The following is a 23,436-nucleotide window of genomic DNA, read 5'->3' on the forward strand; positions in this document are numbered from 1 at the left end:
TGGCAACTTACATCCACTGTAATGTTCGACGAACCGAAGCCGGCCGATCATTTCGATGAGGCAGCGATTTCGATATGCTGAACTTTCGATACACTATGGCAGCACTGCGTCAGGCCAGCCGATCCGGCACGGACAACGCCTCATCCACGATCGCCTGTTGCGTGGCCAGCGCTTCCCAGGGGAAGACGAACCAGCGCTTGTCGGTCGTGCGATCGATCATCTCCGACCAATAATCGACAGGCTGGCCCGAGCGGTTGTTGTTGAGCAGCACGGCAAAGCGCAGATGGGCCATGGCAGCGCCTTTGTCGCGAAGCCTTTCGCGCAGTTCGGCGATGGTACCGCCGCTGTCGTTGATATCGTCGAGGATCAGCAACCGGGTGCCGGCAGCGCTCCGCGCCGCCACATCGGCCAGCACCGCATCCGCCGATGCGCTGCTATAATCGATCGACAGCATCGGCCGGTTCAACCGGTGGGAAAGATAGACAGCCGGCACCAGCCCGCCCCGCCCGACGCCCACCAGCAAATCGGGCGCCCAGTCCCGCGCCTCGATCGCGCTGGCCAATGCCTGCACATCGGCCAGAAAGCGGTCATGGGTTATGGGGTGGAGGATGGGGCTATCGTCGCTCATGGGTGAGGACGGGAATTAGCCTGTCCGGCCGATGGCGGCAATGCGGGACACACCCGTCCAGCAGCATGGCCCATTGATCGAACATCGCATCCAGCCGATAGGCGGCGATACGGTCGCCCGGCCGGATCGCCATGGCCGGATCGATCTGCTGGCGCAGAGCATTCGCCATCGCCGCCGGGTCTGCCGGATCGACCAGCAATCCGTAGCGCCCCTGATCCAGCACCGACGCCGCATTGCCCGCGCTGTGCGAAGCCACGACGGGTCTGTCGAGCGCCATCGCCTCCAGCAGCACATTGGCCGATCCTTCCCACCAGCTGGGCAGGATGAAGGCGGCGGCGCGGGCAAGCCAGGGAAAGACGTTGTCGACCGTACCGGGCAGCAGCAGGTCTGAGCCGATGTCGAGAGCGTCCGCCTGTTCCCGCAGCCTCTGCTGCGAGCTATCGCGACTTTCGCCCAATATGACGAGGCGGGCCGCGGTGCCGCTCTGTTTGAGTTGGGCGAAGCCGGCGAGCAAAGTGCCGAAATTCTTCTGCGGTGCGAGGCGACCGATGGCGATAATCACTGGAATGCCATCGTCGAAACAGCCATGAGGCGATGGACCGGCGGCGCGTGCGCAGGCGATGGTGGGGTCGATCGCATTTTCGATGATGGTGGCTCGGCCCTGGGCCAGCGCTCGACCGAAAGTAGGCGTGTCGTTGGCGAGCGTCGGCGAAACCAGCACCAGATGATCGGCGTCCGCCGCCAGCAGCCACGCAACCAGCGATCGGCCGATCGAACGGATCGTGCTTTTGGGCGTACCCGGCGCTGCGCGGCGCAGGTCGTTGCTGATGCGATAGACACGGCGCAGCCCCGGCAGCATGCGGCTGCCCAGCAGGGCGGTCAGATGACCATGGTTGCCGGCGGAGATCAGCAGGTCGGGCCGTTGCCTGCGCAGGTGCGCGTGGAGACGGGGCATGGCCCGCCATTTCTGGAGCAGGCGCGATCCACTTGTATCGGGCAGCAGCGCATGATGCGGTACGCCGTCCACAGCCGTGCCGCCGGGCAGCGCGGTCAGCAATTCCACAACATGCCCCCGCGCCCGAAAGTCTGCGGCGAGCAGGCGGACATTGCGGACCACGCCGGTCGCCGCCAGCGCGTGCACATAAAGGGCGATCTTCATCGCCGGTCCCGCTGCACCACCCGCGCGTCACGCCAGTCGGTCGGCGTCAGCCGCGCCAGTGCGTGACGATAGAGGATTCCGAGTCGACTGTCCGCAAGTCCCCGGCCGCTCACCAATTGGACGATGTCGGTGCCGGGATTCCAGTTGCCCTCGATCAGCACCGGTCCCTGCGCGGTCAGACCGATATCCCAGCCGATCAGGGTGAAACCGTCGCGGAACCGCTCATGCGCACGGATCGCCAGTGCCTGCGCCGCCGCATGATCGGGCAGCAGCACACCTTCAATCGGTACGCCGGTAGTGGGATGACGGCTATGGCGGGAGGGCGGCCGCTTGCCACCGCTGCGCCAGGCCGGGCCGCAGAGTCCTGCATCATCGACTGCCAGCACCAGATTGCCGGCGTTGAAATTATCCACAGGGCGCGGCCCGCCGGCCGACAGGCGCAGCGCCATGTCGCAGATTTCCGGCGCGCCCTGTTCGTTCAGGCAGGTGACGACACGCAATGTCGGCAAGGCGCCCGGCGACATGGCGGCCAGAGCCTGATGGGTCGGCAGCCTTTGCTGAATTACCCCGCCCTGCCGCCACACGCGGCGCAGATGGGTGGCAAACTGGGCAGCGTCCAGCACCCGATCGCCCCCGCGCCAGCCTTTGCCGTCGCGGACGAAACGCTCAACCCCCTGCCCTTTTGACCGATAGCTGGGCTTGGCGATGATATCGCCCTGTTGGGAGAGCCATAGGTCCAGATCCTGCCGATCGGGATCGCAGGCGTCGGGAAGCGGCAGGCCGGCCGCCATCTGGGCGAAGAGTTGCTTGTTCTTCAGCGGATTGGCGGCGAGCGGGAAGGCGGCCGGATTGAGCAGCCGATGCAGTCCCTTGCGATCGCGCATGCTGAGCCCCTGCCCGCGCACCGAGTCGCCCAGATAGAGCCGCTCGGCCGGCGTCCAGCCGCCCCGCCCCAGCGCGGCTAACATATGGCCGGCGAAGCGCTGCACCGGGGTCCAGTGCCGGACCAGCCCGTCATGATAGGCGCGCAACAGGGCATTGCCGCCCCGGTCCCGCAGCGGCAGCGCACGCACGGTCAGCAACGACGTTACTCCGCCGCCTGCGCCAGGGACATGCGCTGGTCGAGCAAGGTCGTGGCGACGCCGTGCGACCGTGCATTGTCGACGTCGATCGCCGCGGCCCCGTCGGTCAGGATCACCGGGCTGATCGTCATGCGGAAACGGCGCGAGAAGCGGGCGAAGGCCTGATCCAGCGTCCCGATGCCGAAACGGAAGCGGATGAGGTTGATGAGGCCGAAGGCGCCGATGATGCGGCCGGGATGCTTCACGAACTGCCCGCCCGACCGGAAGGTTTCGGCGGCCTTGAGCGCCCTGCGATCGCGCAGCCAATAGGTGTTGCAGTTGGAATAGCCGTCATCGGCGAAGGTGTAGAATTTGCGCTGCCCCTCCGGATGAGCGGCGAGCACCGACGCGCGGCGGGTGAAGGCCACGGCGGCGTCCGCCCCCTGTGCGGCGCAACCGTCCAGCATCTCGTCGATCGCTTCTGGGGTCAGCATCACATTGTCGGCGGTGGTGATGAGCAGCGGGAAGGCAGCGCCCTTAGCGCCCGCCAGCACGCTGTCCACCAGATTGGGCTGCGCCGCCACGCCGACAAGCCGGCCGCTATGCAGCAAGCCCCGCAGCGCCGGGATGGTCGCCAGCAGCTTGGGATCTTCGATAACCACGCGCACCGTGCCGAGGCGACGGTTGGCGACCAGCGCGTCGATCACATGCAGCAGCATCGGCTGGCCGGCGACGGGCACAAGGCATTTGTGGCTGACGCCATGGGCCAGCGCCAGCGGATCGGTTGCGCCGTCGCGGCGCCCGGCGAGCAGAATCGCGGTCGCCCTAGTCTCGTTATGGCGCGCGCTCATGCCGCCACCTGTACAATGGCTTCGTCCAGCAGGCCCTGACGCGCTAGGCTATGGCCGACGATGGTTTCGACCAAAGCGGCATGGTCGACGCCGATCGACGCGGCTGAGCGCGAGATCGTCTTTTTCGACCAGAGGTTGCAGGACAGGTTCACTTCCATGAACAGCACCTGCCCGGAGACGGGATCATAGCGGAACTCGAAGCGGCCATAGTCGAACGGCCAGAGTTCGGGCAGCAGCGCGGCGGTCATCGATTCGAGCCGACTGCGCAATTCGGCATCCTCGACCAGGATCAGCGGATCATCGCCTGCGTCGATCAGGCCGCGCTTTTCCTCATAGCTGCGTTCGCGATGCGGGTCGGCGGGGACGTACATCATCGGCGGCAAGATCCAGGGCTGGCCGCCGCTGCCGCCGACCACCGGCACCGCCACGTCCAGCAGCGGCGCCCATTGTTCCACCAGCACGTCATGGCCGAGCGCAAACAGGCTGTCGGCATGGTCGCGGGCCTCCGCCCATGTGTCGACCATCTTGACGCCCCAGGAGGCGGAGGAGGCGTTGGGCTTCACCACCAGACGGTCTGCCGCGAACGCGGGCGCCTCGAACAGGCCGCCGCGCCGGAAGAGCTGCGCCGCCATGGTCGGCACACCGCGCGCGCGGGCGATCATCTTGCTGAGATATTTGTCGTCGGACAGGCCACGCACGATCGGGCTGGCGCCAAGATAGGGCATGTCGCGGCGGCTGAGCAGAAGCGGCGCCAGCATCTCGCTATTCTGGAAGCCACCCCGGTTGAGGAGGGTGACGACGAAGTCCGTATCGGGCCGATCATAGACCGCGTCATAGCTGTTCGCCACATCGACATGGAGGCCGATCGCCTCCAGCGTGGTGCGCATTTCATGATGGTAGATGGCATGGTTGCCATCCTGCGCGTCCGGCCGGCCGTCGGCACAGGCATGCTTGGCAAGGAAGAGTATGCGCAGGCGCGCCTTGTCGGCGGCGGGGATGCGGATCTGGCGGGGATGTGTCGCGATCATGTCGCCGGATTACAGGCTGCGCGTGACAGGGCGCCTACATTGGCGTTGCAGCGGGATAACCGCGATCGGTCAAAATGATGACGGTTCGGTCACGCATTTGTGACCGAACCGTCCATCGTTACAGGTTTAGAAGCCGGCCTTGAGCGTCGCGAAGAACTGCTGCGGCGCACCGATCAGCAGGGTCTGCGCGTCGCCGCTGTTGCCGAAGCCGCCCGAGCCGATCGTGCTGATATATTTCTTGTCGAACAGGTTGCTGGCGTTCAGCTGCACTTCGATCTTGTCGGTGAAGCGATAGCCGATCGAGGCGTCCACGATCACGCGGCCGGGGACCGACACATCGTTGGTGTAGCTGTAGAAGCGCTTCGACATATAATTGCCGCCGATCCGGGCGAAGACCGGACCCTGATCATAGCTCAGCTCGCCACGCAGCATATGCTTGGGGCTGTCCACGACCGTCTTGCCCTTCAGCGCAGCGACCAACGTGCCGTTCGAGCTGTTGAACACATCATCGCGATAGGTGGCGTCGGTGTAGCTGTAGGAGCCGAACAGGCTGAAGCCTGAGCCCAGATTGACGGTACCGGCCGCTTCGACGCCGATCGTACGGACCTTGCCGACATTCTGGAGCGCCGACGCCAGACCCTGAATCGGGCTACCTACCTGCACCGCATTCAACCGGTTGCGGAAGTTGACGAAGTAGGCGCCCAGTACGCCGTTGAACACGGGGCTGTTGTAGCGCAGGCCCAGTTCATAGGTATCCGACGATTCCGGCTTCAGATCGTCCCTGATCTGGTCGAAGCCGGCCTGGTTGGTCTGGAAGGGACCGGTCGTGGTGGCCGAAGCGAAGGCGCGCGTAACCTGCGTGAAGCCGCCGAACACTTCCATTTCCGGGTTCAGTTCGACCGCGAATCCGGCATGGGGCTGGAACCAGTCCTGCGCCTTGATCTTGCCCTCGGGGAAGGTCGAAGCGACGATCGCATCCGCCTTGTTGGTGACGTTGAAGCCCTTCCAGCCCAGGTTGATGGTCACCGTGCCAAGGTCGATCTTGTCCTGCACATGGTATTGGAAGGTGTTGGTGGTGAAATCGAACTCCCACTGCGTGAAAAAGGGGTTCTTGGGATAGTCGCGGAACGAAAGGCCCGGATCGGTGCGGCTGGCGAAGGCGTAGAAGCGGCGGGCCTGATGGAATTTGTTATTTTCATACCAGGCGCCAGCGCTCAGCGTCTGGATGCCGATCGTGTAATCGACGCTACCGAAGGCACCGATGCGATCCATGTCATATTCGGTGGTGCGGATCGACATGGGTACGCCGTTGGGGCTGGCGGTATAGGGCGTCGCCCACAGGCCCATGCCGCTATTGTTGTGATAATAGCCCTTGATCTTGAAATTGGCATTTTCGCCCAGCGGCGTGGTCAGGCCGATCGACCCCAGCCAGTCCTTGCGCAGGCCGGCCGCGTCATAATAGGCGTCGTCGGCGCTGGTGACGTTGCCGGGATAGACCTGACCGCCGGCGACCGATGCGCCGCTATAATCATACAGGCCATCGGGGAAGGGCGATCCGCCCGTATTGCTGATGAGATCAACGTCGTTCAGGCGGTCGGCATAGTCGATCGCGCGGGCATAGTCGGGGTAAGTGTTGTCCCATTTCCAGCCGAGGCGACGGATCATGCCCATCGACATGTCCTGATAATCCTGCTCGCGGCGGTCGGAATAGCTGAGCCAGCCGTCGATCTTCGCTTCGCCGACCGGGATCACGACCTTGGCATTGCCCATATGCTGATCCTGCGTGCCCTGACCCTTCCACTTGTCGGTGGCGCCATAGCCGTAGGAGAGGAAGCCGCGAATGCCGTCGCGGGTGCCCAGCGCAATGCGACCGAAGGCGCGCCAGGTTTCGTCGCTGCCATAGGTCAGGTTGCCCTGCGCCCCGAGCGCGCCGCCGCTCAGATAGTCGGCGGGGTCAGCGGAGAAGGTTTCGACCGTACCGCCCAAATTGCCGGTCGACTGGGTACCAAGCGAGCCGGCGCCCTGCGACACGCGCACGCTGCCGATATTTTCGCTGCTGATGGCGCGGGTGATGTGCAGGCCATTATGATTGCCATAGCTCATGTCGCCGAGCGGAATGCCGTCGAAGGTGAAGCCAAGCTGATTCTGGTTGAAGCTGCGGATGGTGACGCGCTGCGACCATTCATAATTGCCGAACGGGTCGGACGACTGGAAATTGACGCTGGGCAGCTTCTCAATGGCTTTGAGCGCATTGGTGCCGGGCGTCAGCGTGATAATGTCTTTGCTGGTGATTTCCTGCACCTGGCGGGTTTCGCCGCGGCCAAAGACGATGATCTCCGCGCCGGCATCGGCAGCGGCCGCATCGACGGGCGCGACATCTTGCGCGAAGGCGGGCATGGCGATGATGGCGGTCGATGCCATCAGCAGAGCGGTGGTGATACGCATGGTCGGATAATCCCCCTTTGGACCCTTGGTCGGGGGGCGGCCTAGCTGCGCGATGTTGCAGTGCAATGTGGGATGGTTGACGGCGCGAAGTCAGTCGCGTGACAGGCCTGTCATAATGGGACCGGGGAGAGCGGCGCCCTCCCCGGCCTTGTCGATCAGTCGTTCACGAAGGTCAGCGTCGCGATATGATAGAGGGTCGCAACCTTCTGGTTGGCGAGGGTCAGGTCGCCCTTTTCCTCCTGCGTCGCGGTGACGATGAAGCGCCCCTTGTCCTTGATCGGCAGCGTCACCCGGCCCTGCGCGTCGGTGACCAGTGCCTTCGACCATTTGTCGGGCGAAATGACGGTCAGCCTGGTGGCAGGCACGGGCTTGCCGTCGCGCAGCAGCGTGAAGCTGTCGGCATGGGCGGCGGTCGGCACGATTTCCAGCGGCAGGCCCGCCTTGGCTTCGCTGCGGCCGGCGCGGGCATAATAGATCACGCCCTCCTTCTTGCCTTCCTCGCCCCAGGGCGCGAACACGCTGTCGTCGATGACGCGAACGTCACCGGCAGGCGCCGCTACCTCGATATAGCCGGCCTTGCGGGTCTGGGCAGCGCTGGAGCCCGGCACCAGCTTGGGCGCCTTCAGCTTCTCGAACTCCGGATCGCCACCCTCGGGCAGGACTTCGCCGGGTTCGCCCAGATAGATGCGCGCCGGGCCGGTTCCGTCGCGCTCCACCCAGACTTCATGCGCCTGCGCGACCGAGGTCATCCCGGCCAGTGCCAGCAATGCAAAAGAAAGCGTCTTCATCTTTTCTCTCCCATCATCATCCTTAGAAGCGGAAACCGACCGTGCCCATCACGTTGCGTGGCGCGCCCATGAAGCAGTCGCCCCGCGCCAGGCAGGACGCATAATAGCGGTTATTCAGCAAATTGGTGGCATTGAGGGCAAAGCGCCAGTTGTTCCAGTTGATCTCCGCCAGACCATCGACCGTGGTGCGGGCAGGCGTGACGATCGACCAGATCGAACTGGTCGAGATGCTCTTGCCGCTATAGACGACACCGCCGCCCAGACGCAGACTGGCCTCGCCAGGCAGGCCGAAGGTCTTGGTGGACCAGACCGATGCCGTGTGGCGCGGCATATAATCGAGGCTGGTGTTGGTTTCCGACTTCAGCTTCGCATAGCCATAATTGGCCAGCAGTTCGAAATCGCCGGGCAGGGTGTGGCTGGCCTCGATCTCGAACCCCTTGGTGTTGAGAACGCCCGACTGGGCGGTGCCGCCCGCCGCAAGATAGAGGACGCGATTGCGTTCCTTGATCTTGAAGACCGTGGCGGTGACCAGCGTGTTAATGCCCGGCTGCCACTTTACGCCGGCCTCATATTGGGTACCGGTCTGCGGCCGATACGGATCGCCGAAGCTGCCGTCGCCATTGTCGATGCGACCTGCGACCGGCAGGAAGCTTTCGGTATAGCTGAAGAAGGGCGAGATACCGGCGCCGATTTCGCCGATGATGCCAGCGCGGAAAGTGGTGGCATTGTCCTTCTGGCCCGAGGAACCGGTCACGCGGTCGCGGCGAGCGCCCAGCACGACCGAGACGCGGTCGTAGAAACGGATCTGGTCCTGCACATAGACCCCGAGTTGCTTTTGCGACTCATAGGTATAGGGGCCGCTGGGATCGTAGGTCAGCAGCGCATCGGTATCGATATCGTACAGGTCGATAACCTCATAGCCGCCAGCATAACGCTTGCCGACCTTGTTCCAGCTATAGTCAATGCCGACCAGCAGCTTGTGCTCGATGTTCGCACCGGTATTGAAATTGAACTGGACGTTGTTGTCGGTCGAGAAGACGTTCATTTTTGCGTCGCTGGCGTCCGCATAGAGTCCGATCGTCCGGCCATCCGCCTCGAACGGATTTTGCGGATTCGAATAGCTGTTGGTGTAATGGGTGAAATATTCGAGGTCGCTGTCGATATAGCGAGCCTTGAGACTGAGCTTCACATTGTCAGAGAAGCTGTGGGTAATGGACCCGCCACCCTGAAGCGATCGACCATTATAACGATCCCAGCCGGGCTTGCCGACGAAAGTATATTGCCCGAGCTTGCCTTCCGGATAGGCCGTGTTCGGGCGGAAGGTGCCGACGATCGGCAGGAATTGCGAAGTCGAACCGGTGTCATCCTCCTGATAGAGGCCGGTCAGCACGATATCGGTGTCGGGCGTCGGCTGCCAGCGGATCGACGGCGCGAACATCACGCGGTCGTCGGGTACATGATCGACATAAGTGTCGGCATCGCGCACGCGGCCGACGAAGCGGACCGCCAGAGTGTCGGCCAGCGCGACGTTGACGTCGCCCATCGCTTCCTTGCGATCGAAGCTGCCATAGACGAGGTTCACTTCGCCGCCAGTACGGAATTCGGGCGTCTTGCTAACGAGGTTGACGAGGCCACCGATTGAACCCTGACCGAACAGCACCGACGCCGGGCCGCGCACAATTTCCACACGGGAGAAGTTGTAGGGGTCCGACGTGATGCTGGCATAGTAGCTGAAGATGTCACGCATGCCGTCGCGGAACTGGAGCGCATCGAGGCCACGCACATTGAAGCCGTCGACGCGGGTGTCGCGGCCATAGGGATTGGCCAGCACGCCCGCGGCATATTTCACCGTGTCGCTGATGCTGATCGCGCCTTGCGACAGATATTGGTCGGCGCTGATGACCTTGATCGGCTGGGGCAGTTCGATCAGCGCCGTGTCCGTCTTGGTGCCGGTCGTGGCGGCGGTGACGATGATGCTGTCCTGATCCGTATCAGCGACGGCGGCCTCATCTGCAGCATAAGCCGCCGTGTGGCACAGGGCCATGACGGCTGCACTGCCCAGCGCGATCGTCTTCACATTCATTTCAACGCCCCCTTTGATATGTCGATTGAGAGGCGCGTTACATTTAATGCGATGGATTCGCAATTGCAGTGTTTAAATTTATAATGATCCGCCTTCGCGGTAACCAGAAGGACATTCCCCGCGCTTATTCTGCAAAGATCATGCAAGGCGCAATGAACTCAATAGCTTGTGGCGCGTTGAGACGGACAGATGGCGGGATGGAGGATGGCGATGGCAATTGATGTGCGATATCCCGACGGCAGCTGGCGCTCGGTTCCCAGCGAATTACGCCCTCTCGATCCTGCCATAGGCGGCGCACAGGCTCGTTTCAGCCACAGTCCGGTGAACAGCGATCCGCAATGGCGCTTCTGGAGCGACGGCACCATTTGGCATGCCCGCCCCCGCCATGGCGCACTGGCAATACTAACCCCGCCACTCGACCAATGGTGGCAGGGCATCGCCGTCATGACGGATTCCGACATATTGGCCGAAGCGGACGCGCAGCCGCCCCGCGCGGCCTGACCGTCCTGCCTTTTCAGGGACAGGGGTCGGGAATGAGGCGATGAATTTCATCGATCGCGGCCAGTTGCTCCTGTGTCAAACGGATGTCGACGCTGGCAATGTCCGCCCGCAACTGCTCCAGACTGGTCGCACCGATGATGGTGGATGTGACGAAGGGTTGGGCATGGACGAAGGCCAGCGCCATCTGCGCCGGGTCCAGGCCGAAGGCATGGGCGATCGCGACATAGCGGGCGCTGGCGATAGCCTGATTGGGCAGATCATAACGGATGAACTGCTTCGCCACGTCGCGGCGTGAACCCGATGGGATCACCCCGCCCAGATATTTGCCGGTCAGGTTGCCGCCCGCCAGCGGCGAATAGGCGAGCAGCCCCACATCCTCGCGCAGGGCAAATTCGGACAGGCCGGTTTCGAACAGCCGGTTGAGCAGATTATAGGCATTCTGGATCGACGCGACGCGGGGCAGCCCCTTGTCGCGCGACAGGCGCAGATATTCGCTGACGCCCCAAGGCGTTTCGTTGGATATGCCGAAATGGCGGATCTTTCCGGCCTGCACCAGTTCGGCCAGCGCACCCAGCGTTTCTTCGATCGAGACGGTTTCGGGGCCATCCCCGATCGCGGCGAGCCCGCGTCGGCCAAAGGACGGCACCGGCCGGTCGGGCCAGTGGACCTGATACAGATCGATATAGTCGGTGCGCAGGCGCTTCAGACTGTCGTCCACCGCTTCCAATATGTTGCGCCGGTCCAGCCGGTTGCCACCGCCGCGAAATGTGCGGACCGGGTCGCGTGTCGGCCCGGCCACCTTTGTCGCCAATATGATGTCGTCGCGCCTGCCCCGCTTGGCGATCCAGTTGCCGATATAGGTTTCGGTCAGGAACTGCGTGTCGGCACTGACCGGCGTGACAGGATAAGCCTCGGCCGTATCGATGAAATTGACGCCCTGCCCGATCGCATGGTCAAGCTGCGCATGGGCTTCCGCCTCGCTATTTTGCGACCCCCAGGTCATCGTGCCCAGGCAGATCAGGCTGACCTTGATATCCGTGCGGCCGAGCGTGCGATATTCCATCCGATCCTCCTGAAATGTTGGGGTAGCCTCTTATCTGTCGAGGGGCGCAAGGAAAGAGGGCGCGCGGCGCTTAATCAAAACTCATCGCCCCATGAGCGCCCATCAAGCGTCGTCGGTCAGGTCCATGAAATTGCGCGCCGCCTCCCGATCCGCCGCATCCTCGAAGGCGACATCCAGATCGGGCGCGTTGCCCAGCAGATAGAGGAGCGACCAGAGCGCGAATCGACGGCCGCGATCCTCCTCCAGCCCCAGGTCGACCTGCATCCGGTCGATCCCGGCCTCGATCGTTGGGGCCGGCAGGGTGTCGAGATCGGTGGTACCGAAATAGCGCAGAAGCTGATCGTCGAAATGCATCATCCGCCCCTACAGCAGGCCGTGCTGCAGGAGCAAGCTACCCCTGAAGGGCGCAGGGCACGATGCTGGCAGGGTCGGGACGCGCGGCGATGCGGCGGAAACGCGCCAGATAACCACCGGCGGTCGGCTTGGGGATCAGCTCTTCCATGCGGAAGCCCATGGCAGCCAGTTCGCAGGCCAGCAGGCGAGGGGGCGTGCCATGCTGGTCGGTCGGCCGATTGGCATCGACCACGATCAGTTCGCCATCCTTTTTGAGCGCGGGGCTGAGGTGCCAGAGAAACGCATAGGGTTCGGCAATTTCATGATACATATGGACCATCAGGATGCGGTCGAAGCTGTTTTCGGGCAGTTTCGGATCTTCCGGAACCCCCAGCTTGACGCTCACATTGTCCCATTTTTCGCGCGTGATGCGACGCGACAATGCCTCGATCACCTCGGGCATGATATCTTCGGCCAGGACGCGGCCCTTTGGCCCCACCCGCTTGGCCAGACGCACCGTATAATAGCCCTCACCCGCGCCAAGATCGGCAACGGTCATGCCCGGTCGGATGCCCGCCCGGTCCATGATATCCGCCGCTTCGTTGACCCGGTCGCGCGCTTCCTCGCTCGACCAGCGGGTCGACACGATCGGCGCGACGGGACGGTCCGCCTGCGGAAAGGGTTCGGCGGCGGCGGAGCGCTGCGTCTCGTTGCCGCCGCCCATCTGGTCGCAGGCGGCCAGAGGGGCGGCCAGCAGGAGAAACGCGCCCGCCAGAACCGCCCGGTTCATCAGTCGACATCCTCCACATCGACCTTCTCGCCCGTCACCTTCTGCGAGAGCGCGGCGGCCATGAAGGGATCGAGCGCGCCGTCCAGCACATCGTCGGGCGCGGTCGAGGTGACGCCGGTGCGCAGATCCTTCACCAGCTGGTAGGGTTGCAACACATAGGAGCGAATCTGGTGACCCCAGCCGATCTCGGTCTTGGCCTGATAGTCGGTGCTGGCCGCCTCCTCGCGCTTGCGCAGTTCGGCTTCGTACAGGCGCGCCTTGAGCATGTTCATCGCGGTCGCGCGGTTCTTGTGCTGCGACCGGTCATTCTGCGACGCGACGATGATGCCCGAGGGGACGTGGGTGATGCGGACCGCGGAGTCGGTGGTGTTGACGTGCTGACCGCCCGCACCCGATGCGCGATAGGTATCGATCTTGAGGTCGGATTCCTTGACCTCGATATCGATATTGTCGTCGATCACCGGATAGACCCAGACCGACGAGAAGCTGGTGTGGCGACGCGCGGCGCTGTCATAGGGGCTGATGCGGACCAGGCGGTGAACGCCGCTTTCGGTCTTGGCATAGCCATAGGCATTTTCGCCCTTGAACAGGAAGGTGGCGGACTTGATGCCGGCGGTTTCGCCCGCCTGATAATCGACCAGTTCGACCTTGTAGCCGCGCCGTTCGGCCCAGCGGCGATACATGCGCGACAGGATTTCGGCCCAGTCCTGGCTTTCCGTCCCGCCTGCGCCGGCATGGATTTCCAGATAGGTGTCGCTGCCGTCGGCTTCGCCGGACAGCAGAGCCTTGATCTTGTCCTCATCCGCCCGGTCGGCCAGCGCTTTCAGCGATCCGATCGCTTCGCTCACCATATCCTCGTCACCCTCGGCCTCGGCCATTTCGATGAGTTCGGCGGTATCGCTCTTATCCGTCTCGATCGCGCGGGTGGCGCCGATCGCGCTGTCGAGGCGGGTGCGTTCCCGCATCACTTCCTGCGCCAGCTTGGCATTGTCCCACAGGGTCGGGTCTTCCACGCGCGCGTTCAGTTCGTCCAGGCGGCGCAGGGCGCGGTCCCAGTCCAGCGATTGGCGCAGCAGGGCCAGCGCGGCGTCGATACGGTCGATATATTGCTGCGCTTCGGCGCGCATGACTGATTCTCCAACTTTCACGCCTCAGCGGTCGAACAGCGCATTAGGCGTTCGGCCCCGATTTGTCGAACGGCCGTCCTTCTTGAGGAAATCGCCGTTCGTCAAGCACCTGCCTTGTCGCGATGGCGATGCAATCCATCGAAAAGCCTGCCCCCGCCTATTGCGATCTTCACGCAAATGCGAAATTTTCAGGACATATCAGGACGCTAACAGGGGCGTGCGCAGAGTGGGTCCAACGCAGACCGACCGGCGCGGCGAAAGGGGGACAGGCTTCATAAAAAGGCTATCCCATGACGACCATTCACAAGACCGCCCGTGCGAACGCGCATTCCGCCATCGCCCGCCAGAGTCCATCGGCACTGTTCCTGTTTCTTGACGCCGTACGCTGCTGGGGCCAGGCGCGCCGCCACCAGCGGCCCACGCTGACCAGCCTCCATGGACGGCTCGGCCATTATGGCTGCGGTCAGTTGCTGCCGGCGATCGACAGTTTGCTGGACCTGACCGTCGCCTTACTGGGGCGGCCATTGCGGCTGGGCCGGGGCACTTCCCTGTCCGATGACGAAAATCGCCTCATCAACCTGTTGCAGGGCCGGCGCACCGCCCCCTTTGCCCATGCATGCAGCGACGCGCTGCTGTGCACCTTCTGCTGCGCGCTGCGATCGGTGCAGTTGCTGATGGACATGGAACTGGGGCAGCCCGCGCGGCGCAGGGCGGCCTGATACACGCCGCCCGATAGGACAAGGGGGGCGATATGTCCGCCCCCCTTGTCTTTCACCATTTCGTCAAAGACGGGCCGTCAATAAATCCCGCCCTGTCCTTCCAGGAAGTCAGCGTCGGTGCGACGGCGGCCGGTGGAAATGGCGCGGTCGGCGCGGGCGGCGGCGACCTTGGCCTGTTCCTCGGCCTCTTCCTTGCGGATGGTGCGGCGCGGTTCGGATTCGGGCTTGAACGCTTCCCAGATGATCGCGGGCTTGGGATCAGTGCCCGGCCAGGCGCCATAGACGCGCTTGCCCGATCGCCGGTCGATCGCGACCATGCGGATGCCGGCCGGGGCGACAAAGGGCGTCTTGGGCATGGTTTCCAGCAAGGGCGTCATCGCCGCCTTCCAGATTGGGGCTGCGATGCGCCCGCCCTGCGCCCAGCCGCCAAGGCTGCGTGGCTGGTCGTAACCGATATAGACGCCGGCCACGATGTCGGGCGAGCCGCCGACGAACCAGACGTTCGTCGGGCCATTGGTGGTGCCGGTCTTGCCGAAGAGCGGGCGCTTCAGGTCCGCCAGCACGGTCGCGGTGCCGCGCTGGATCACGCCTTCGGTGATGTGGACGACCTGATAGGCGGTCATCGGATTCATGACCTGCTTACCCTCCATGCCGAAGCGGGGCATCGGCTTGCCGTCCCAGTTCGCCATGTTGCAGCCGTCGCACGGGCGCCAGCGTTCCGGCCAGATCACCTTGCCCCGGCGATCCTGGACATAGTCCATCACCTTGGACGGGAACTGCTTGCCCTGATTGGCGAGCGTCGCATAGGCGTTGACCATCCGCTCCACCGTCGTCTCGCCCGCGCCGAGCGCGAAGGAGAGATAGGGCTGATAGTCGCCGATCCCCATATTCTTGATGGTGCGCACGACACGGTCCATGCCGGTCTGGCTGGCGGCGCGCACGGTCATCAGGTTGCGCGACTGTTCCACGCCCCAGCGCATCGTCTGCGGCCCGGCGCTGCCGCCGGAGAAGTTGCGGAAGCATTTCTGGCCAAGGCCCGCGCCCTGATAGACGCACAAGGGACCATCGACGATGATCGACGCCGGGGTCATGCCATTGTCGAGCGCGGCGGCATAGACGAAAGGCTTGATGGTGGAGCCTGGCTGGCGCAGCGCCTGCGTCGCGCGGTTGTAACTGGACAGGCGCGAATCGAAGCCGCCCTGCATCGCGCGGATACGGCCCGAATGCACTTCCTGCGCGACCATGCCGCCCGACACTTCGGGAATGTTGCGCAGCGCCCAGCTTGCCCCGTTGCGCGCAACGACGATCAGGTCACCCGGCTTCATGGCCGAGAAGGCAGGGCCGCCGGTCTTGCGATAGGGGGTGTTGGCGGCGCTGGCCGGCAGGGTGCCGGTGCTGCCATCGGCAAAGCCGATCTGCGCATCGCTCGACGTGCGGCTGATGATGACGGCGACGCGCCACTGGGCATAGTCGACATCGACATAGCTGGCGGCGAGTTCGCGTTCCCAGCCATTGTCGACATTGACATGGCCGATCGGACCAGACCAGCCGCGCCCGGCGTCGAAGCGCAGCAGGCCATTGCGCAGCGCGGTCGCCACATTGTCCTGCAAGACCGGATCATAGGGGCTGCGGACCCAGAGGCCGCCGGCATAGACGCTGTTGGGGCCGTCCTCCGCCTTTTCGCCGAACAGCTGGATCAGGCGACGGCGCACCTCTTCCATATAATAGCCGCCGGCGCGGGCGTCGAAGCTGGAGCCATGGGCCTGCACCGTACCGAGCGGCTGCGCCTGCGCGGCAGCGCGCTGGGCAGCGCTGATCCAGCCATTCTTCTCCATTTCGCCCAGCGCCCAGTTGCGGCGGTCGAGCGCGCGGGCATGGCCGGTCTCGCTTTCCGGGCGATAATTGGCCGGCCCCTTGGGCAGGATGGCGAGATAGGCCATTTCATGCAGTTGCAGGTCGGCGACATCCTTGTCGAAATAGGCACGCGCGGCGGCCTGTACGCCATAGGCGTTCCGGCCAAGGAAGATCTGGTTGAGATAGAGTTCGAGGATCTGCTGTTTCGACAGCACCCCTTCCATGCGGTAGGCGAGGATCATTTCCTTCACCTTGCGCGTGGGCGAATATTCGTCGCCGATCAGGAGGTTCTTGGCGACCTGCTGGGTGATGGTCGAACCGCCACGGGCGCGCTGGCCAGACCCCAGCTTGCTGACATAGTCGAACACTGCGCCGGCAAAGCCCGGAATGTCGACGCCATGATGTTCGAAGAAAGTCTTGTCTTCCGCCGCCAGATAGGCGTGGATCAACTGCTGCGGATAATCGCTATATTGCAGCTGGACGCGCCGTTCGCGGGCATAGCTGTGGACCGGCTGGCCGTTGATGTCGCGCACGATGGTCGGCAGCGGCGGCTCATATTCCAGCAATGTGGCCGCATCCGGCAGGCCGCGCGCGAAGATCAACCAGAACAGGCCGATCCCGAGCAGAAACCCGCCCAGCAAGATCGCCGACCAGCGGAACAGGCGCCGCGACCAGAGCGGCGCCAGGCGACTGAAAAAGCCCCCGGCATCGCGACGCAGGCGATAGGCGAAAGACGATGGGGCGGTATCGGAACGGGCCTCTTCCATGGGAAAGAGGCTCTAGGGTCAAATTGCGGCCAAGGCCAGTGCGGATGATGCGATCCGCCGCATCATCCGGTCGTCCCTGCCCCCACTACCAGCGCGCCGCCCGTTAACTTCGCACTTTTCCCGCAGATTTTGACATATTGTTACGCGGGCCTGATCCTATCGGAAAGACACCGCCATGATAGCAGACGTCCGGCCGATAGGACAGTTTATCCGCCTGCCGTGCCGTCGCGCATCGCCAGCTTGCGGGCGAAATGCACTTCGATCGCGCGGGCGACGCCGCGGGCGATCTTCTGCTGCCCCTCGCGCGAGGAGAGGAAGCTGCTGTCGGCTTCATTGCTGATATAGCCGGTTTCGAACAGGATGGACGGCGTGTCCGGGGCTTTCAGCACCATCAGCGAGGCGAAGCGGTGATAGGCGCTGCGGAAGGGCACATAGGGCGCCGCCTCACGCTGGAGCAATCGGGCGAAATTGGCCGAGATGTTCATCGATTCGCGCTGCGTCAGGTCGATCAGGATCGAGGACACGTCGCCCGACTGGCCGCCGAGGTTCACGCCATTGATGATGTCCACCTTGTTTTCGCGCGCGGCAAGCCGGGCTGCTTCACGGTCGGACGCAGTTTCGGACAGGGTGTAGACGGTGGCGCCATGCGCCTCCGTATTTTCCGCCGCATCGGCATGGATGGAGATGAACAGGTCAGCGCCCAGCTTGCGCGCGATGCCATAGCGTTCCTGGAGCACCAGGAATTTGTCGTCATCGCGGGTCAGCGCCACCCGGACCCGGCCGGACTTGACCAACTGGTCGCGAATCGCCTGGGCGATGGCGAGCGTGACGTCCTTTTCGCGCTTGCCATTGTCCTTGTTGATTGCGCCCGGATCATGACCGCCATGGCCGGCGTCGATAACCACCAGCGGCCGGGCACCGTCATGCGCGCCCTCCACCGCGGGCAGGGCCACGCCGCGCGCCGCAGCCGGGATCGGCACTGTGATCGAATGGATGCGCTTTTGCGGACGCGCCGCCATGTCGGCCGGCGCATCGAAACGGGTACGCCCCTTGCCCACCTCGCTGCGGAAGCGCGTATCGCTAACCCCCTGAAGCGAGAAGCTGAGCGACTTGCCATCGGGCGCCATTTGCAGATTGCCGAGCGTGGCGGGGGAAGACAGGTCCAGCACCACCCGCGCAGTGCCGCTGTTCAACTGCCCCTGACGCACCGAAGACACGCTGCCCTTGCCCGGCGCAAACTGGAAACGCCCCATCTGCGCGCCATCGATATCGAGTGCGACCCGGCGCGGCGCGTCCAGCAGGAAGGCCGATGCGCCATCAACCCGGCCATCGAAGCGCACGACGACATCATCGTCCCGCACATCGACGCCAGCGATGCCGCCCGCACTGCTGGGAGCGGCTGCGATAATCATCCCTGCCAGGGCAAGGCTCTGGAACATGCGCTGCTTGTGCAACGCACGGCCGCTGGCCGTCCAGCCAAATTTCATGACGATGTTCCGTCTTGAGCGTCCCCACGCTGAACACCGGATTAAGCATCAGCCGTTTGAGTCCCGTAAAATGAGACGGTTAACGCGCGCTTCAGCATGAAATCCCTCCGCCACGCCAAATGTGGCAACCGAGTCACAATATTTCAGGCAGACGTTGCCCCATGGGTATTTGACTGCTACCCATTCATATTCCTGACAGGTCCGCCCATATGAGGATGGCCTTTCAGGGCAATGAGATAAGCATCGGCGGTCGCGGGATCGCACCCCCGTCGATGATATGAACAGGTTGACGCTGCATGAGGCATGATTTCCATTCCACGCTGACCCCGGCAACGGGCGATGCGGCGTGGATGGTACGGCCCGGCGCCTTGTCCGGCCCTGCCGACGCAGCAGACGCGCACTTTTCCTTCGAAACCTGGACGATGCCGACATCCGCGCCCTTCAAGGCGCGCGCCCGGCCGTCCCTTCACAATCGCGTGGCGTCGCGGCCCAGCGTCGCGACCCGTCCACGCCGGAGACTATTACATGACAATGCGTATGCTGATCGATGCGCGCCACCGGGAAGAGACCCGGGTCGCGGTCGTCAAGGGTAACCGGATCGAGGAATTCGACTTCGAGTCCGCCGAGCACAAGCAGCTCAAGGGCAATATCTATCTGGCCAAGGTCACCCGCGTGGAGCCATCGCTCCAGGCGGCGTTCGTCGATTATGGCGGCAACCGCCACGGCTTTCTGGCCTTCAGCGAAATCCACCCGGACTATTACCAGATTCCGCGCGAGGACCGCGAGGCGCTGCTGCGCGAAGAACGCGCCCATGCCGAAGAAGAAGCCGCGCTGCGCGCCGATTATGACGATGAGGATGAAGAGCACGACCATGTCGCGCCCGAAGGCGGCGTCGAATATGTCGAGGCGTCCCATCATCATGACGATGAGGAAGAAGGCGAGCATGCCGAGGGCGGCGAAGCCGGCGAAGCCGATTCGGCGCGCGGTGGCCGTCGCGGTGGTCGTGGTCGCGGCCGGGCCGGCGACGATGCCGCCGACGAACTGCGCCGCAAGCGCATGGCGCTACGCCGCCGCTACAAGATTCAGGACGTCATCAAGCGCCGCCAGGTGCTGCTGGTACAGGTCGTCAAGGAAGAGCGCGGCAACAAGGGCGCGGCGCTGACCACTTACCTGTCGCTGGCCGGTCGCTATTGCGTGCTGATGCCGAACACCAGCCATGGCGGCGGGATTTCGCGCAAGATCAGCAATGCGGCCGACCGCAAGCGGTTGAAGTCGATCATCGCCGAAATGGCGCTGCCTTCGTCGATGGGCTGCATCGTGCGGACCGCCGGCCTCCAGCGCACCAAGCCGGAGATCAAGCGCGACTTCGACTATCTCGCTCGCCTGTGGGACGAGATTCGCGAAAAGACGCTCAAGGCCGCCGCGCCGGAGCTGATCCATAACGACAGCGACCTCATCAAGCGCGCGATCCGCGATATCTATAACAAGGATATTGAGGAAGTGATCGTCGAGGGCGAGCATGGCTACAAGGCCGCCAAGGACTTCATGCGCCTGCTAATGCCGAGCCATGCGCGCCGCGTGAAGCAATATGCCGACCCTGTGTCGCTGTTCCAGCGCGCCAGCGTCGAAGAACAGCTTGCAGCGATGTACAACCCCGTCGTGCAGCTGAAGTCGGGCGGCTATCTGGTCATCAACCCGACTGAAGCCCTGGTGTCGATCGACATCAACTCGGGCCGGTCGACCCGTGAACATGGCATCGAGCAGACTGCCGTGGCGACTAATCTGGAAGCCGCGCGCGAAATCGCGCGTCAGTTGCGCCTGCGCGACATGGCCGGCCTCGTCGTCATCGACTTCATCGACATGGAGGTGAACTCCAACATCCGCAAGGTCGAGAAGGCGATGAAGGAGGCGCTGAAGGACGATCGCGCCCGTATTCAGGTCGGCCGCATTTCGGGCTTTGGCCTGATGGAAATGAGCCGCCAGCGCCTGCGCACCGGCGTGCTGGAAGCCTCCACCCGCCAGTGCCCGCATTGCGAAGGCACGGGCCTGGTCCGCACCGCATCGTCGGCGGGCCTGGGCGCGCTGCGCATGCTGGAAGAGGAAGCGGCGCGTGGACGCGGCAGCCTCATCACGCTGCGCGCCAGCCAGGAAGCGGCCTTCTACGTCCTCAACAACAAGCGCGCCGAACTGGACGAGATCGAACAGCGCTATGGCGTGCGCATCGCGATCCTGCCCGATGGCGAGATCGAAGGCGCGCGCATGTCGGTCGAGGCCAGTGGCCCGCGCCCCGAGCGCGTCGTGACCTATGCGCCGCTGCCGGAAGAGGATGACGATCTGGACGTCATCGAGGAGGAAGAAGAGGAAGAGGTCGAGGAGGCCGAAGCCGAAGCTGAGTCCGAAGAGCGCCGCCCCCGTGGCGACCGGGACGAAGAGCGGGAAGGTGGTGGCCGCCGCCGCCGCCGCCGCCGCCGCCGCCGCAGCGGGTCGCGCGATGAACATGGCACCGATGAAGGCGGCGAGGATGCCAGCGCCGATCTGGAAGCCGAAGGCGACGAAATGGCGGACGAGGCAAGCGATGCCCCAGCCGAAACCGTCGACGCCGGCGAGGAAGAGGAAAGCACCGGCCGTCGTCGCAACCGTCGCGGTCGTCGCGGTGGCCGTCGCCGTCGCGAAGGTGGCGATGGTGAGGACAGCGCATCGGTCGATGCCGAAGCTGCCGAACCGGCGCAGGTCGATATGGTCGAGACGGCGCCCGAGCCGGTGACCGAAGCCGTGGTCGAGGAAGCGCCTGCCGAGGAAAGCTCCAAGACCCGTCGTCGTCCCCGCGCCCGCAAGAAGGCGGATGTCGAGCCGACCGTCGAGGCCGTGACCGAGGCCCCTGCCCCGGCCGCCCCCCCCGTCGAGGCCCCGGCCGAAGCTGCGGTGGAGGAAGCACCAGCCAAGCCCAAGCGCACCCGCCGCAAGAAGGCCGACATCCTGGCGGAAGAGGCTGCCGCCGCTGCTGCTGCTGCCGCCGAGACGGCCCCGGCTGCTGAACCCGTCGCAATTGAGGAAGCACCGGCCAAGCCCAAGCGCACCCGCCGCAAGAAGGCGGATGTCGTGGCGGCCGAGGCCGAAGCCACTGCCCCCGTCCCCGAGACGGTGGTGGAAGCCGCTGCGCCGGACGCCCCTGTCGCCGAAGCCGCAACGGCCGGCGAAGAGGGCGAAGGCGAAAATGGCGAACCGCGCCGCGGCTGGTGGCAGCGCACCTTCGGCCAGTAAGCCCAGGACGCCATAGCCGATGAACGAGCGCCGCTGCCCTTCCGGTTCCGACCGGTGCGCAGCGGCGCTTTTCATTGCATCTGTCTTCACGGCAGGTTCAGGGCGGGCATGGCATCGCCAAAACCCAATGATCCGCCCGATGATCCGCCTGTCCCAGTGCATCGCCCTCCTGCTGGCATCGCTCGCGCTGATGGCGCGGCCAGCCATGGCGCAGTCCATCCTGCGCGACGCCGAAACCGAATCCTTCATGGCCGACATGTCGGGGCCGCTGGTCAAGGCGGCCGGCATGGAGCCGAAAAATGTGCAGGTGATGGTCATCAACGACCCGGAGATCAACGCCTTCGTCGCGGGCGGCCAATATGTCTGGGTGCATAGCGGGCTGATCGCGCAGGCCGACAATGTGAACCAGTTGCAGGGCGTCGTCGCGCACGAACTGGGCCATATCGAGGGCGGGCACGTCATCCGGTCTGGCGAGGGCATCAAGGAAGCCACCAGCGTTACCATATTGAGCCTGGTGCTCGGCGCGGCGGCGATCGCCGCGGGCGGCGCGGAAGCGGGCATGGGCCTGATGGGTCTGGGCCAGCAGGTCGGCATGTCGAAATATCTGGCTTTTTCGCGCGGGCAGGAAAGCTCCGCCGATCTGGCCGGCGCGCGCTATCTGTCGGCTGCGGGGTTGAGCGGCAAGGGCAGCCTGGAATTCTTCAAGAAGCTGCAAAATCAGGAATATCGCCTCGCGATTCCGCAGGACAATAGTTACGGCCGCACCCACCCGCTGTCGGGCGAGCGCATCAATGTGCTGCGCGAGGTCTATACCGTCGACCCGGCCTGGGACCGCCCGCCGGACAGGGCGCTGGAGGCGCGGTTCGAGCGGATCAAGGCCAAGCTGATCGGCTTCGTGTCGGAACCGACCCAGACCTTGCAGAAATATCCGGAGAGCGACCAGTCGATACCGGCCCATTATGCGCGGGCCTATGCCTGGCATAAGAGCGCCTATCCGCAAAAGGCACTGGACGAGGCCGACGCGCTGCTCGCCGCCGCACCGCACGATCCCTATTTCCTGGAACTCAAAGGCCAGATCCTGCTGGAAAGCGGGCGGCCCAAGGATGCCGTCGCGCCGCTGCGCGAGGCGGTGAAGATCACCAATCAGCCGCTCATTTCGGTGCTGCTGTCCCACGCGCTGATCGCGACGGAGGATGAGAGCAATTTTGCCGAGGCCGAGCAGGTGCTGCGTCTGGCCGTGCAGCGCGACCGGGAAAATCCCTTCGCCTGGTATCAGCTGGGCGTCGTCTACGAACGGCGCGGCGACACGCCCCGCGCCGCGCTGGCGACGGCGGAACGCTATGCGATGATGGGCCAGCACCCGATGGCGCTGCGCAGCGCAGACGCCGCGATGCAGGGATTGAAGGCCGGCACGGTTGACTATCTGCGGGCGCAGGATATCGCGATGACATCCCGCGCCGCGATCGAACAGCAGCGCAAGAAAAGATAGAT

General features: G+C 64.2%; 18 protein-coding genes. 4 read left to right on the plus strand and 14 right to left on the minus strand.

Annotated features, from left to right (window positions below):
• Positions 1-109: 109 nt before the first annotated feature.
• The 8 genes from ACNHGR_RS12190 to ACNHGR_RS12225 form a co-directional block, all read right to left on the minus strand.
• The gene (locus ACNHGR_RS12190; RefSeq protein WP_475286410.1) at positions 110-628 is read right to left on the minus strand and encodes a phosphoribosyltransferase; all 519 of its coding nucleotides are present in this window, start codon (positions 626-628) and stop codon (positions 110-112) included.
• Entirely contained in the window at positions 615-1,787 is a 1,173-nt protein-coding gene (locus ACNHGR_RS12195) for a glycosyltransferase (RefSeq protein WP_475286412.1), read from the minus strand. The genes ACNHGR_RS12190 and ACNHGR_RS12195 overlap by 14 nt, the downstream gene beginning before the upstream one ends.
• The gene (locus ACNHGR_RS12200) at positions 1,784-2,860 is read right to left on the minus strand and encodes a sugar-transfer associated ATP-grasp domain-containing protein (protein ID WP_475288404.1); all 1,077 of its coding nucleotides are present in this window, start codon (positions 2,858-2,860) and stop codon (positions 1,784-1,786) included. The genes ACNHGR_RS12195 and ACNHGR_RS12200 overlap by 4 nt, the downstream gene beginning before the upstream one ends.
• Positions 2,861-2,874: 14 nt before the next feature.
• Positions 2,875-3,699 carry an NTP transferase domain-containing protein gene (locus ACNHGR_RS12205; RefSeq protein ID WP_184267619.1) on the minus strand — a complete coding sequence of 275 codons (825 nt, stop codon included), beginning with the start codon at positions 3,697-3,699 and terminating at the stop codon, positions 2,875-2,877.
• Positions 3,696-4,727: a D-alanine--D-alanine ligase family protein gene (locus tag ACNHGR_RS12210; protein WP_475286414.1), complete on the minus strand. Its 1,032-nt coding sequence runs from the start codon at positions 4,725-4,727 to the stop codon at positions 3,696-3,698. The genes ACNHGR_RS12205 and ACNHGR_RS12210 overlap by 4 nt, the downstream gene beginning before the upstream one ends.
• A 126-nt stretch (positions 4,728-4,853) precedes the next feature.
• The gene (locus ACNHGR_RS12215; RefSeq protein ID WP_475286416.1) at positions 4,854-7,172 is read right to left on the minus strand and encodes a TonB-dependent receptor; all 2,319 of its coding nucleotides are present in this window, start codon (positions 7,170-7,172) and stop codon (positions 4,854-4,856) included.
• A gap of 155 nt (positions 7,173-7,327) precedes the next feature.
• Positions 7,328-7,960: a DUF4198 domain-containing protein gene (locus ACNHGR_RS12220; RefSeq protein ID WP_475286418.1), complete on the minus strand. Its 633-nt coding sequence runs from the start codon at positions 7,958-7,960 to the stop codon at positions 7,328-7,330.
• Between the two features lie 22 nt (positions 7,961-7,982).
• Positions 7,983-10,043 (minus strand): TonB-dependent siderophore receptor, encoded by a 2,061-nt coding sequence (locus tag ACNHGR_RS12225; RefSeq protein ID WP_475286420.1) that lies wholly within the window; start codon positions 10,041-10,043, stop codon positions 7,983-7,985.
• A gap of 210 nt (positions 10,044-10,253) precedes the next feature.
• On the opposite strand from ACNHGR_RS12225, the gene ACNHGR_RS12230 reads away from it, so the two are divergent.
• Positions 10,254-10,544: a hypothetical protein gene (locus tag ACNHGR_RS12230; RefSeq protein WP_475286421.1), complete on the plus strand. Its 291-nt coding sequence runs from the start codon at positions 10,254-10,256 to the stop codon at positions 10,542-10,544.
• Between the two features lie 13 nt (positions 10,545-10,557).
• On the opposite strand, the gene ACNHGR_RS12235 is transcribed toward ACNHGR_RS12230, so the two are convergent.
• From ACNHGR_RS12235 to prfB, 4 genes are all read right to left on the minus strand, one after another.
• Positions 10,558-11,607 (minus strand): NADP(H)-dependent aldo-keto reductase, encoded by a 1,050-nt coding sequence (locus ACNHGR_RS12235; protein WP_184267629.1) that lies wholly within the window; start codon positions 11,605-11,607, stop codon positions 10,558-10,560.
• Between the two features lie 102 nt (positions 11,608-11,709).
• Positions 11,710-11,961 carry a hypothetical protein gene (locus tag ACNHGR_RS12240; protein WP_184272109.1) on the minus strand — a complete coding sequence of 84 codons (252 nt, stop codon included), beginning with the start codon at positions 11,959-11,961 and terminating at the stop codon, positions 11,710-11,712.
• Positions 11,962-11,998: 37 nt separating this feature from the next.
• Positions 11,999-12,730, minus strand: a complete 732-nt coding sequence (locus ACNHGR_RS12245) for a class I SAM-dependent methyltransferase (RefSeq protein WP_475286423.1) — start codon at positions 12,728-12,730, stop codon at positions 11,999-12,001.
• Positions 12,730-13,857, minus strand: coding sequence for a peptide chain release factor 2 (gene prfB, locus ACNHGR_RS12250; protein ID WP_475286425.1), 1,128 nt, complete (start codon positions 13,855-13,857; stop codon positions 12,730-12,732). Before prfB ends, ACNHGR_RS12245 begins: the two co-directional genes overlap by 1 nt.
• Before the next feature lie 290 nt (positions 13,858-14,147).
• Between prfB and ACNHGR_RS12255 the strand changes: the two genes are divergently transcribed.
• A complete protein-coding gene (locus ACNHGR_RS12255) occupies positions 14,148-14,576 on the plus strand; it encodes a hypothetical protein (protein ID WP_184267635.1) in 429 nt (142 codons plus the stop codon).
• Positions 14,577-14,653: 77 nt separating this feature from the next.
• Here ACNHGR_RS12255 and ACNHGR_RS12260 read toward each other — a convergent pair whose 3' ends face one another.
• Both ACNHGR_RS12260 and ACNHGR_RS12265 read right to left on the minus strand, forming a co-directional pair.
• Positions 14,654-17,197 carry a transglycosylase domain-containing protein gene (locus ACNHGR_RS12260; RefSeq protein ID WP_184267637.1) on the minus strand — a complete coding sequence of 848 codons (2,544 nt, stop codon included), beginning with the start codon at positions 17,195-17,197 and terminating at the stop codon, positions 14,654-14,656.
• 206 nt (positions 17,198-17,403) lie between these two features.
• Positions 17,404-18,684, minus strand: a complete 1,281-nt coding sequence (locus ACNHGR_RS12265; protein WP_475286427.1) for an N-acetylmuramoyl-L-alanine amidase — start codon at positions 18,682-18,684, stop codon at positions 17,404-17,406.
• A gap of 525 nt (positions 18,685-19,209) precedes the next feature.
• On the opposite strand from ACNHGR_RS12265, the gene ACNHGR_RS12270 reads away from it, so the two are divergent.
• A complete protein-coding gene (locus tag ACNHGR_RS12270) occupies positions 19,210-21,945 on the plus strand; it encodes an Rne/Rng family ribonuclease (protein ID WP_475286429.1) in 2,736 nt (911 codons plus the stop codon).
• Positions 21,946-22,084: 139 nt separating this feature from the next.
• Entirely contained in the window at positions 22,085-23,434 is a 1,350-nt protein-coding gene (locus tag ACNHGR_RS12275) for a M48 family metalloprotease (protein ID WP_475286430.1), read from the plus strand.
• Positions 23,435-23,436 lie beyond the last annotated feature (2 nt).

The organism is Sphingobium sp. RS1 (assembly GCF_056156825.1).

Excerpts from the sequence above, each read along its gene's own strand:
- ACNHGR_RS12190 (WP_475286410.1), bottom strand. The coding sequence starts at position 628 with ATGAGCGACGATAGCCCCATCCTCCACCCCATAACCCATGACCGCTTT.
- ACNHGR_RS12195 (WP_475286412.1), bottom strand. The coding sequence starts at position 1,787 with ATGAAGATCGCCCTTTATGTGCACGCGCTGGCGGCGACCGGCGTGGTC.
- ACNHGR_RS12205 (WP_184267619.1), bottom strand. The coding sequence starts at position 3,699 with ATGAGCGCGCGCCATAACGAGACTAGGGCGACCGCGATTCTGCTCGCC.
- ACNHGR_RS12210 (WP_475286414.1), bottom strand. The coding sequence starts at position 4,727 with ATGATCGCGACACATCCCCGCCAGATCCGCATCCCCGCCGCCGACAAG.
- ACNHGR_RS12215 (WP_475286416.1), bottom strand. The coding sequence starts at position 7,172 with ATGCGTATCACCACCGCTCTGCTGATGGCATCGACCGCCATCATCGCC.
- ACNHGR_RS12220 (WP_475286418.1), bottom strand. The coding sequence starts at position 7,960 with ATGAAGACGCTTTCTTTTGCATTGCTGGCACTGGCCGGGATGACCTCG.
- ACNHGR_RS12225 (WP_475286420.1), bottom strand. The coding sequence starts at position 10,043 with ATGAATGTGAAGACGATCGCGCTGGGCAGTGCAGCCGTCATGGCCCTG.
- ACNHGR_RS12230 (WP_475286421.1), top strand. The coding sequence starts at position 10,254 with ATGGCAATTGATGTGCGATATCCCGACGGCAGCTGGCGCTCGGTTCCC.
- ACNHGR_RS12235 (WP_184267629.1), bottom strand. The coding sequence starts at position 11,607 with ATGGAATATCGCACGCTCGGCCGCACGGATATCAAGGTCAGCCTGATC.
- ACNHGR_RS12240 (WP_184272109.1), bottom strand. The coding sequence starts at position 11,961 with ATGCATTTCGACGATCAGCTTCTGCGCTATTTCGGTACCACCGATCTC.
- ACNHGR_RS12245 (WP_475286423.1), bottom strand. The coding sequence starts at position 12,730 with ATGAACCGGGCGGTTCTGGCGGGCGCGTTTCTCCTGCTGGCCGCCCCT.
- prfB (WP_475286425.1), bottom strand. The coding sequence starts at position 13,857 with ATGCGCGCCGAAGCGCAGCAATATATCGACCGTATCGACGCCGCGCTG.
- ACNHGR_RS12255 (WP_184267635.1), top strand. The coding sequence starts at position 14,148 with ATGACGACCATTCACAAGACCGCCCGTGCGAACGCGCATTCCGCCATC.
- ACNHGR_RS12260 (WP_184267637.1), bottom strand. The coding sequence starts at position 17,197 with ATGGAAGAGGCCCGTTCCGATACCGCCCCATCGTCTTTCGCCTATCGC.
- ACNHGR_RS12265 (WP_475286427.1), bottom strand. The coding sequence starts at position 18,684 with ATGAAATTTGGCTGGACGGCCAGCGGCCGTGCGTTGCACAAGCAGCGC.
- ACNHGR_RS12270 (WP_475286429.1), top strand. The coding sequence starts at position 19,210 with ATGACAATGCGTATGCTGATCGATGCGCGCCACCGGGAAGAGACCCGG.
- ACNHGR_RS12275 (WP_475286430.1), top strand. The coding sequence starts at position 22,085 with ATGATCCGCCTGTCCCAGTGCATCGCCCTCCTGCTGGCATCGCTCGCG.